Consider the following 11,782-nt stretch of genomic DNA (forward strand, 5'->3'; position numbering starts at 1 on the left):
TTTCACTAGAAACCGCTCAAATGGTAAGGCTTTCAAATTTTGTTTTTTGCGAGTACTATAGGAATATATCAATTTTGGAGGGATAAAAATGAAGTACAATCCTGATGGTCAACTGTACAAAATAACCACCGTTTTTTCACAATTCACATTGTTAAATTTACTATATATCATTAGCTGTTTGCCAATTATTACGATTGGTGCTGCGACAGCTGCCCTTTATGAAGTGACGATTCGTTATGCGGATGAGGAGCGTGGTGAATTGATTGTAGGCTATGTGCGAGCGCTACGAGCAAACTTTATGAAAGCCACCGGTAGTTTTCTCCTTCTTGGGCTCCCCATGGTAGCACTACTGTATAGTAGCTTGTTTTGGTTTTCCTCAAAAACCATTCTTGCCAGTATTTTTGCTTTCGTTCTAATTGTTACAGCTATTTATCTGTTTATTGTATTAGTCTATTGCCTTGCCTTAATTGGACGTTATGAAAACAGCTTTAGGCAAACACTAAAAAATGCGTTTCTGTTACCGATCGCGGACCCTATCCGTTCGTTAGCCCTCGCACTTATTCCTACCGCTGCGTTTTGTTTTGTTGTTTTATTTCCGTTGTTTAAATTTCTTTTGTTGATTTTCGGCTTTTCTTTTGTTATTTATTGTAGTTCGTTCCTGTTGCTTTCTATCTTTCGTAATCAACAAGCATGAAAAGAATCAGTCATCTCTCACTTTTTCGTCGTCTGAGTCAGTTTTCCATTCGGCGACAATTGTTTATTCTTTATCTACCTGTTGTTTTTTTATCCACAGTGACTATAGGTCTCTTATTGGTCTACGATTCAACTAAACAGCTGACAGGCAATTACCAGCACTTGGCAGAGTTGAATGCTCAGCGTGTCAAATCTGTTCTTTTTGATACAACAAACACGCTGACAAACACGGCGAGTTCCTTATCAAATGATACCCATCTACGTCAGCTTTTAACTGCCAATTACCTTGACGACCAAGAAGCGATTGTGGACATCAATAGCTATGATCAGCTAGATGAGATCAGAAATCTTCAAACCTCGATTGCGAAATTAACCATCTATACAACGAATCAAACCATTCCGAACTATAAATATTTTCAACAGGCAGATGACACGATTCAAGCGACCGCCTGGTACCAACGAGCGCTCAAGCAACCCGATGCTTTTTTGATGACGATGCCAGAGGATTACAAAGCAAATCGTTTGAGTCTTTATAAAACGTTGCCTTTGCCTTTATCAAAAGAAACAGCCGTTTTGGAGATCCAAGTCGATTACAATTATCTCAGCAACCGACTTCGTAATTCATCCTATGAATTGGAATTACAGTTAAATGATGATGTCATCTTTTATAGCGACAAAATCAATCAAGTTGGGGAACCAGGACAGCTGACAGCTCTTTCTGAGCCGCAAACGAGTGCTGCCTTTTTAAAAAATGATGGTACCAAGGTGATGCTCACCAAAAGCACCTTACCCATGAGTAACAAAGAAGATATCATCACGATTTACAGTGCGGATACCAATGCCTATCGCAATCTACGCACTAATCTGATCCGGTGGAGCACGATCGTTTTGGTGATTTTGATCACTACTTTCATCATCGTCTTTCTCTTTGCTCGATTCTTTACTAAACGAATCTTTCAACTGCAGCAGGCGGTCTACTTTGCCTCGATCGAGGATTATGATTTCTTTCAAAATATCAGCGGCGAAGACGAGATTTCACAGATCTCTCTTGATTTCCATAAGATCATTCAACGAATCAAGAAAAAAGAAGAAGAGATCTACCGTTCACGTTTGGCACAGCAAGAGCTGTTGACTCAGCAGCAGCAAATGGAATTTAATATCTTAGCGGGGCAGATCAACCCCCACTTCTTGTTCAATACATTAGAAACGATTCGTATGATGGCGCTGACTTCTGGCAATTCTGACGTCGTTTATGCCATCAAGTTACTGGCAAAATCGATGCGCTATACGTTAGAAGCCCACGGAACCAAGCGAACGAGCTTAGAAGAGTCCTTAGACGCGGTTCACGTGTATGTCAAGATCCAGCGGATGCGCTTTGGCGATCGAGTCAACTTTTCCTATTCAGTCTCCAATGAGATCGACCAAAAAGAAGTCCAAATATTGCCCCTCTTGATTCAACCATTGGTGGAAAATGCCATCTCCCATGGCTTGGAAGGCATCACCTATCCAGGGTTTGTCCGTTTGACGATCACCAAAGACGGCCATGATCTGGTGATCGTGGTACAAGACAACGGCAGCGGGATACCGCCAGAAAAACTCGAACACTTGCAGCAAAAAATCAAGACGCCCTCCACCCATGCCAAAAAGAACATTGGGCTAGCCAACGTCAATCATCGGGTCAAAATGTTTTATGGACCTGAATACGGCTTGACGATCGAGAGTGTGTTGGGCAGCGGCACACAAGTCACCTTGCGGATCCACGATCTAAGCCAAGATTCATCTTCTCCTCACTAAAACAGCAAAGCCCCCCTTCGATTCCTGTTTCAGAAATCGAAGGGGGGCTTTTGATTGATTAGAAATCCCGCACACGAAGGGTTTGTTGGGATGAAGAGGCGCTGGCATAGCAGCCTACCATGATCCCAGTAAAGACACCACCAACTTCAGTAGTCAGATATTTTGTTTCTCCCCTACCTAAAGGCTGTGCTTGTCCTTGCTCATCAACAACAGAAAAACGATAAGTTTCTTTATCTGCGCTCAGCTGAAAGGTGACTGTATCTGCTGCATAAGGCAGTTTCTTTTCCACTTTCCATAGGGAACCGATTTGTCGACGGAAAACTAGCTGCTGACTGGACGCCGTTTTTTCCAAGTAGCCCTCATAGTGATGGGTGGCATTTAAGAAAACCGTCAATCCCGCTTGTCCATCCGTTAGTTGCCGACAATCAAAGGTTGCTTGAAATTGTTGATCAAAGGCGGTTTGCCGTTGGAACACAGCCGCAAGTTTGCCTTGATCAGACAGCCCCGTCTGATTAGGATGCAGCAAGAAGCCATGCGGCTCTTCTTCAATCAACGTCGGGTCCCATTCGAATAAAGTCACGTAATCAGGCTTGCTGCTCTTCTTTTGTGTTTCCTTTGGTGCCGCCATTGTGTCTACCTGAATGGTTTCTGGCAAATGACCTTCCTCGCCAAACACCGGCCATGGGTTTGACCAGTCTACTGGCAGTAGGCATGTTTCCCGCCCTAACAAATGCCTCAAAGGATAGCTGATGGGGCGTACTGCTAGACAGACTGCCCACCAGTTGCCTTTAGTATCTTGCACGAGATCCGCATGCCCTGCGGCTTGCAGTGGCAGATTCGTACTGCGATTGGTCATCACTGGATTGTTGGGGCATGCTTCATAGGGTCCCGTCAAGGAACGGCTGCGGGCCATGGTCAGCATATGCCCATAGGACGTCCCGCCTTCGGAGATCAACAGGTAGTAATAACCGTCTTTTTTATACAAGTGGGGGCCTTCTGGATCAGCCGCTCCGCTGCCCGTCCAAATATTTTGCCGCGGGCCTAGTTCTCCAGAAGCCAAATCGATCGTCCGCAGATAGATCTCCTTATGGGTGCCTAAGTAATAGGTCTGTCCATCGTCATCTGCGAAAATTGTTGGGTCGATCCCAGGGGTGTCCAGCCAAATCGGGTCAGACCATTCACCAGCGATGTCATCCGTCCAAATCAGAAAATTGCCTTCTCCTCCTTCGTTTGCGCCAACGTTAGTACAAACGAGGTAAAAGCGGTCCTTGATGAAACGCAAGGTTGGGGCATACAGACCAAAAGCATTGGGGTTTTTCGTCGATAGCTGCAACTGCTCAGGTCGCGAAAGTCCATGGCCAATCAGCTGCCAGTCTGCCAAGTTTTTACTGTGATAGATTGGTAATCCAGGAAAATATTCAAAGGTACTCGTCACCAGATAAAAGTCTTCGCCGACACGGCAAATACTGGGATCTGGATGAAATCCAGGTAAAATTGGATTCGTGATGGTTCGCATGGGCATCTAAAACTCCTTTATCGTGGTTTGGTCAGCCGTCAGCTCATGGCTCGTTTTTCCAGCAGTCGTGTGTATCTGCAAGAATGCTTGCTGGATGCCAGTCAGCTTGACGATCAGTTCTTGATCGACTCTTTCGACAGCCACCTCGCCAATCCACTCACCGTGGTGATCATAGATAGCGGCAGCGGTCTTGTCTTGCGGATCAAAAAGATGGATCGTTGGATGTTGGGCATAGTCATAGACTGCTTTGGTTTGTTCATGGCCTTCGATAATGACTTGATTTGGTCGGACTAACAGTGGCAAGTGGAAATAGTCATAGGTTTCTTGGTACCAGCGTCCGCCCTCGTATGCTTTGCCAGATAAATAGTCGATCCAATGCCCCTTCGTTTTCGGTACGTAAAAGGAGACTGTTCCTTGATCATTAAAAATGGGCGCCACTAAAAGGTGTTCCCCCAGCATGTATTGGCGATCCAAATGATGGGTCATCTCGTCTTCAGGAAACTCTAAGACCATTGCCCGCATCATCGGAATCCCCGTTTGAGCGGTTAGCACCGATTGGGCTTGCAAGTAAGGCATCAAGGACAGTTTTAACTTGGTAAAGGCTTTAGCTACCGCCACGGCTTCGTCGTCATAGACCCATGGCACTTTGTATTCCCAGCTGCCATGGTAACGGCTATGGGAAGACAGCAGACCAAATTGTGTCCAGCGCTTGTAGAGGTCTGGAGTTGAGCCAGCTTCAAACCCTGAGATATCGTGGCTCCAATACCCAAAGCCGCCTAACCCAAAGGACAGACCTGCCCGCAGCGACTCTGCCATCGATGGATAATCTGAGGTACTGTCGCCGCCCCAGTGTACAGGCAAGCGTTGTGAACCAACCGAAGCTGCCCGCGCAAAAACGATGGCTTCTTCTACTCCCTTGACTTCTTTCAGCAAGTCAAAGACGACCTTATTGTATAGATAGGCGTAATAATTGTGCATTTTTTCTGGATCAGAGCCATCATAGTACACCGCATCGGTGGGAATCCGTTCACCAAAATCCGTTTTGAAGCAATCCACCCCCATGTCTAATAAGGCACGCAGCTTGCTGTTGTACCAAGCGATCGCTTCAGGGTTGGTGAAGTCGACGACCGCCAAACCAGCTTGCCATTTGTCCCATTGCCAGACATCTCCATTGGCGCGTTTCAAAAAGTAGCCATTGGCCATCCCTTCATCAAACAAGGGTGATTTTTGCCCAATGTAAGGATTGATCCAGACACAGATTTTCAATCCTTTGGCTTTCAAGCGCTGCAGCATTTTTTCAGGTTCTGGGAAAGTTCGTTCATCCCATGTGAAGTTGCACCACTCGTATTCTTTCATCCATAAGCAGTCAAAATGAAAGACCTCAAGAGGGATATCACGTTCTGCCATACCGTCTACAAAAGACGTCACGGTTTGTTCATCATAATCCGTCAAGAACGAGGTACTTAGCCACAAACCAAAGGACCACGCAGGCGGCAACGACGGTTTCCCCGTCAAATCAGTGTAGCGCTGAATCACTTGTTTTAACTCATCGCCGGCAATCACAAAGTACTGCAGCGATTGTCCTGGATTGCTGAATTGAACACGCGAAACTTTTTCACTCCCCACTTCGAATTGCACCCGATCTGGTGAATTGACAAAGACGCCATACCCTTTATTACTTATATAAAAAGGAATATTTTTATAAGCTTGCTCTGTACCAGTGCCCCCGTCGGCATTCCAGATATCAACACTCTGGCCGTTCTTCACGAAATTTGTAAAGCGTTCCCCTAAACCATAGATCGTTTCTCCCACATCCAGGGTCAACTGTTCGCTGATATGGGTATTTGCTTGCGGATCGATCACTAAGGCTTTGCTGCGAGGCTTGCTTTGGGTAATCAGCTGTTCTTTGTAATAAAACGAAGCTGTCACATTTTCCTCTTTGGTGATTACGACTTGCAAGTCTCCCGAGCGAAAAACATATGATTGCTCGTCTTCTGAAATATCAGGAGTGATCGCTTCTGTCATCAATTCAAAATCGGGGGCTTTGGCTTGGACCCCTTTATAGTTATAGAGGGTGATCCCAATGATATTGCTTCTAGGGGTAGTGACTTCCATCGTTAACAATCCGCCATCCAGCGTTGCCCCTTTATGTCCGACATAGCTATAAGGCAGATATAAAACCAATTTGTTTTCTTCTTTACGGGCATCGTAGACATGCACCGCAAATTTCACATCAAATCCTTCACGAAATAACCAACCGCCATCTGAAAATTTCATTTTTTTCCTCCTTGTTGGATCAATGTCAACGCCCCTAACAGACCAGAATCATTATAGTAACGACAAGTCTCGATCGGCACTTGGAAATCTGGCCAATGGGGGTTCTCATTGATTGCTTGTTTGATTATAGCTAATAGATCAGGGTGTTGGCTGATGCCGCCGCCGATCAGTATTTTTTCGGGATTCATCGTGACAGCTAGGTTGTAAATCGCAAGTGCGACATAACGTGCCCACTGTTTCAGGATCTCCTGCGTTTCAGGATCACTCGACCACTGTTGCATGATGGTTTCACCTAAAATCTCCTCTGATTCAGGAATCGCTTTTGTCCGCCGATAGGCAGCAATCAGTCCTCTCGTTGAAGCTAGATCATGGAGGGTCGCAAAAGAAGATGCTTGAAAATCAGTGATCATCATTCCAAATTCTCCTGCCCGAAACCCATGTCCGTGAATCAACTGGCGCTGATGAACGAGCGCGCCACCAATACCGGTGCCTAATGTGATCATGACAAAATCTTGTACGTCAGCAGCATTGCCGGTAGAAAGTTCTGCTAAAGCAGCACATTTCGCATCATTTTCGATCCAGATCGGATAGGACTTGTTTAAACGCTGCTGCAGCTCTTGTACAACAGCACAGCCGTGTAAAGGAGCCAACGCCCCCGCCATGATCGCTCGGCCATTGACTGAATCAATGAAACCAGGAAAACTCAGCCCGATCCCTTCGATGACATGCACTTGCTCGACTTCTTTTATTTTGGCAGCTAAGGCAGCAAAAAATTCATCCCGCGTATTACTCGGGGTTTTGATTTTGCCTCGGTCTAGCCATTGATTCTTCTCGGTAAAAACCCCGAATTTGATATAGGTCCCCCCTACATCAAAGCACAGGCGTACATCTGCCATTTCTCCTCCTCCGTTCAAAAAGCGCTTACAGTTTCATTTAAATTATATAAAAGAAAAAAAAGAAAGCCTACCAAGTAATTTAGTCATCGTTACCCTAAAAAATAGATGTCCGTAGAAAATCACGGACATCTTTGTGGTTATTCATTTTTCCGAAACTCATTCGGTGAAACCTGATGGTATTGTTTGAACTTTTTGTAGAAATAATCAACATTGCTGTAGCCCACCAATTCAGCAACTTCGTAGACCATTAGATTGGAATGACGCAAGATTTCCACCGCTTTTTCCATTCGTACTTCATCCAAGAACGCCAAATAATTTTTCCCAGTTTCTTTGCGAAACTTCTTGCCTAGATAGGCACTATTGTAATTGAAACGTTCCCCGATTTTTTTCAAGGTCAAATCTTCTTGATAATGCTTTTTCGTGTATTGGATCAATTCTGCAATGATATCGATTTGGTTCAAACTGCTGGCGACTGTTGCTTGCAAGTCTGTTAGTTTTGCGGTGATCACCTCTTGCAGCATTGGAAACGTCTGGGCGAGAAAAATCTGCTGATGTACTTCGTCTGTCGACCATTCGATTGCTAAGGCTACTTTTTCACTGATTTGATGCTGCAGCCATTCGATGTCACCATTGATTTGCCATTTGATCTCTTCTTCCAATGCCAATGAATGATAAAAGGTTTGATAATAGCGGGATAACGGCTGTTCTAACGGATCGTTTGCCAAAATCGCCTTAACTAATTCTTCACGCAAATCGCTTCGTTCTTCTGCTTCTTGCGTCGTATCCAAAACATGGTGAGAAATGACTTGATTAGGAAATAAGAAAATCAATTTACTTAATGTCTGGATATCGATCATCAATGGCTTCAAGTTATCTTGCGCAGCAAACCAGCGGGAGATCAAGATCTCTTGGTGAGCCATTTTTTTGCGGCACCACGCATCGATCGCCTCGTCGGGAAAGCGTTCCTCGTTCAACAGAACCAAATACCGATGATGTCGATGGATCAAGGTGACGACTTGCGCCACTTGCTCCTGCAATTTCTCAACCAGCTTTTGGGCATCTGCCTCCTCGGAAAGACGCAATAGCTTGATGGCTTGTACGTCTTTGATCCCCGTTTGATCCCCGCCAAACAATTTCTCCATCAACTGACTCTTCTGATTTTTCTGCTGATCGGTCTTGGCTTTTTGATCGATTTTCGTCAAAATACCGATCAGCTCTTCTTCGTCAACTGGTTTCAGCAAATAGGTCACAGCGCCCAGTTGCAACGCTTGCTTGGCATAGTCAAAATCTGAGTAGCCGGATAAAATAATGGCAAAAAACAAAAGCCCTTCCTCCGATGCTGCTTGCACCATCTCAAGACCATTTTTTCCCGGCATACGGATATCAGCGATCACAACATCTGGCTTCAATTCGCGGATCATTGCCAAGCCAGCTTCGCCGTTTTCCGCCGACCCGACGATTTGATACCCCAGACGTTCCCAATCGATGATCAGAGGTAGCCCATTTCGGATCGATGCTTCATCGTCAACGATCAACACTTTACGCATTTTCCAACCTCCATTTTCAGCTACTCCTTCGTTACATCATGTTTCACTTGTCAAACTTGCCCCGTTGGTGCGAATCACCTCTTGATACCAATAAAAACTATCTTTCGGGATGCGCGCCAACTGACGTTCGCTTTGATTGTCGCGATCGACATAAACAAACCCATAGCGTTTTTTGTATCCATTCAACCAACTTAGTAGATCTGTAAAGGACCAAGCACAATAGCCGATCAGCTCAACCCCATCCGTAATGGCCTTTTGCAATTCCACCAGATGTTCCTGCAAATAGGTAATGCGGTATGGATCATGGATCTGCTTGTCTTCTGTCAATTGATCGATAGCGCCTAACCCATTTTCAGTAATAAAAATCGGCAAGTCATAATTGGCTTGGATGCGCCGCAAGGCTACACGGAAACCAACGGGATCGATCTCCCAGCCCCATTCTGTTTTTTTCAAGTGAGGATTTTCTGCTGTCGCAAACATGGTTTCTTCGGGTGAGAACTCACCAGCTGCCGCTTGCATCAAGTACGGATCGACTTTAGAAAATTCTTTCTTTTCAGCTGACTGCTTTTGCAAATTGTTTTGCTGGGCCGTCCCCCCGTGATAGTAATTGATTCCTAAGAAATCAGGTTTTGCCTGTTTTAATAGTGCTTGATCTTCTGGAGTGACTTCAGGAGCCAAGCCAACTTTGGCTAATTGCTTGTAGACAAATTTCGGGTATTCGCCTTTGCAATAGACATCTAAAAACCAAGCATTGTTGAAGGCTTCGCCATTTTCTGCTGCCAGCACATCTTCTGGGTCACAGCTAAATGGATACATCGGTCCATAGCCAAAACTTGGACCGATCTTGCCCTGAGGAACCAGCTCATGGAACAAATTGATCGCCTTAGCATTGGCAAGGTTGATGATATGATTGGCTGCATACATCCGTTTTAAGTCCTTCAAGCCCGGCGGATGTGCCGCCCAACGGTACCCAAGAGAAGTGAAGACATTTTGTTCATTCATGGTGACCCAATAGGTGACTTTCTTTCCTAGGCGTTCAAAAAGGATCCGGCAATACCGTTCAAATGCTTCTGCTGTTTCTCGGCCTTCCCATCCTTGGTATTTGTCTTGCAAAGCCTGGGGAAGGTCCCAATGATACAGTGTCAAAATCGGCTCTACTCCTTGCCGAAGCAATTCGTCCACCAGCTTTTCGTAAAACGCCACACCCGCTTCATTGACCGCGCCTTCGCCATCAGGCAAGATTCGCGACCACGCCACACTAAAGCGATAGGCTTTCAAGCCCATTTGCTTCATCAAAGCAACATCTTCTTTGTACCGATGGTAATGATCGATCGCCACTTTGCCGTTGGTTCCCTCAAAAGTATTGCCAGGAATTTGGGCATAGGTGTCCCAAATCGACGGACCTTTGCCGTCTTCTGCCCATGCTCCTTCAATTTGATAGGCCGCCGAAGCTGCCCCCCATAAGAAGTTTTCTGGGAAAGGATCTAAGTTTGTGTGAAACATCAAGTTGCCTCCTTCATTTCCTAAACCGAAATAAATCGGTTACATTTTATCGTATCATAAGTTGGTTGATTCGTAACAATTGCTAAAAGATATTTTTTAGGTGAAAAAACTGCCGCTCCTCAGAACGACAGTCGTTTCTTATTAAAACAGGTAATCATTCAAACGAGATTTCACATATTCAATGTGGCTGGATTCTAATTCGATTTGATCATGAGCCAATGCGTAATCTGTCAGTGTTTCTAAGCTTTCCTCATCAGCAACGATCTTCGCTCCGATGCCTTCTTGGAAAGAGGCGTACCGTTTTTCCTTCAACTCGTCTAAGAAGCGGTCTTCTTTTAGTTTCGCTGCTGCTTTCAACGCTCGGGCATACGTATCCATACCAGCGATGTGGGCTAACAACAGATCTTCCATTTCAAATGACGAACGACGGACTTTAGAATCGAAATTGATTCCTCCCGGCGCGATGCCGCCGTTTTCTAAGACTTCATATAAAGCAAGTGTCGAGTCAAAGACGTTGGTTGGGAATTCATCCGTATCCCACCCTAACAGCATATCTCCTTGGTTGGCATCCAGTGAGCCTAATGCGTTATAGCTACGGGCAACGGCGATTTCATGTTCAAAGGTATGGCCAGCTAATGTTGCATGATTGGCTTCTAGGTTTAATTTGAAATCTCCTTCTAAGCCGTAGTGCTGAATGAAGGCCATCGTTGTCGCTGCATCAAAATCATATTGATGTTTTGATGGTTCTTTTGGTTTCGGCTCTAATAAGAACTGCGGTTTATGACCGATTTTTTCGCCATAAGCGATCGCCATTTTGAATAGACGGGCGATGTTGTCTTGTTCAAATTTCATGTCTGTATTCAACAAGGTTTCATAGCCTTCACGGCCACCCCAGAAGACATAGTTTTCGCCGCCTAATTTTTTCGAGATGTCTAAGCCTTTTTTGACTTGGGCTGCCGCATACGCATAAACTTCCGCATTATTGGTGGAAGCAGCGCCGTTATTGAAACGAGGATGTGAGAACATATTTGCTGTATTCCATAATAGTTTGATTCCCGTTTGTTCCATTTTTTCTTTGATCAAATCGGTGATTTCGTCTAAGTTTTGGAAAAATTCTTCTAACGTTTCTCCTGCAGGTGCCACGTCAACATCATGGAAACAGAAGAACTCTGCCCCTAATTTTTCGCAAATCTCGAAGAAGGCTTCTACTCGATTTTTCGCCGTTTCCATTTCGGTGTCACCAATCCACGTCCGTTTGTTGACAGGTGCGCCAAAAGGATCAGAACCGTCTTGCGTCATCGTATGCCAATAGGCGATTGCAAAACGTAGATGATCTTTCATTTTCTTGCCTAATACAACTTCTTCGGCATCGTAGTGGCGAAATGCAAACATATTGTCTGTTTTAGGACCTTCGTAGCGGATTTTTTCGATCTCTGGAAAATAAGTCATTGTTGTTGCCTCCATTTTATGTTTTTTAGTGTAATAAACTAACTTACTTGTTTCCAATCATTTAGAACCAAAAACGATTCCTCGCTTTGATCATGTAGATTGCCTGC

At 44.9% G+C, this 11,782-nt stretch carries 8 protein-coding genes; 2 read left to right on the forward strand and 6 right to left on the reverse strand.

Features of this window, described 5'->3' with window-relative positions; genetic code table 11:
• Positions 1-88 precede the first annotated feature (88 nt).
• Both IGI73_RS12865 and IGI73_RS12870 read left to right on the forward strand, forming a co-directional pair.
• On the forward strand, positions 89-694 hold the full coding sequence (locus IGI73_RS12865; protein WP_428206663.1) for a YesL family protein: 606 nt from the start codon (positions 89-91) through the stop codon (positions 692-694).
• On the forward strand, positions 691-2,487 hold the full coding sequence (locus tag IGI73_RS12870; protein ID WP_428206664.1) for a sensor histidine kinase: 1,797 nt from the start codon (positions 691-693) through the stop codon (positions 2,485-2,487). The genes IGI73_RS12865 and IGI73_RS12870 overlap by 4 nt, the downstream gene beginning before the upstream one ends.
• Positions 2,488-2,545: 58 nt before the next feature.
• On the opposite strand, the gene IGI73_RS12875 is transcribed toward IGI73_RS12870, so the two are convergent.
• The 6 genes from IGI73_RS12875 to xylA form a co-directional block, all read right to left on the reverse strand.
• A complete protein-coding gene (locus IGI73_RS12875; protein ID WP_438759241.1) occupies positions 2,546-4,009 on the reverse strand; it encodes a family 43 glycosylhydrolase in 1,464 nt (487 codons plus the stop codon).
• Positions 4,010-6,280, reverse strand: coding sequence for an alpha-xylosidase (gene yicI / locus IGI73_RS12880; protein ID WP_428206666.1), 2,271 nt, complete (start codon positions 6,278-6,280; stop codon positions 4,010-4,012).
• Positions 6,277-7,176 (reverse strand): ROK family protein, encoded by a 900-nt coding sequence (locus IGI73_RS12885; protein WP_428206667.1) that lies wholly within the window; start codon positions 7,174-7,176, stop codon positions 6,277-6,279. The genes yicI and IGI73_RS12885 overlap by 4 nt, the downstream gene beginning before the upstream one ends.
• A gap of 137 nt (positions 7,177-7,313) precedes the next feature.
• Positions 7,314-8,723 carry a response regulator transcription factor gene (locus IGI73_RS12890; RefSeq protein ID WP_428206668.1) on the reverse strand — a complete coding sequence of 470 codons (1,410 nt, stop codon included), beginning with the start codon at positions 8,721-8,723 and terminating at the stop codon, positions 7,314-7,316.
• A 36-nt stretch (positions 8,724-8,759) separates the two neighbouring features.
• Entirely contained in the window at positions 8,760-10,226 is a 1,467-nt protein-coding gene (locus IGI73_RS12895; protein ID WP_428206669.1) for a glycoside hydrolase family 1 protein, read from the reverse strand.
• 141 nt (positions 10,227-10,367) lie between these two features.
• Positions 10,368-11,675, reverse strand: a complete 1,308-nt coding sequence (gene xylA / locus IGI73_RS12900) for a xylose isomerase (protein ID WP_005228447.1) — start codon at positions 11,673-11,675, stop codon at positions 10,368-10,370.
• Between the last annotated feature and the right edge of the window lie 107 nt (positions 11,676-11,782).

This window comes from Enterococcus sp. DIV0755f (genome assembly GCF_051713725.1).
GTDB lineage: Bacteria > Bacillota > Bacilli > Lactobacillales > Enterococcaceae > Enterococcus_D > Enterococcus_D casseliflavus.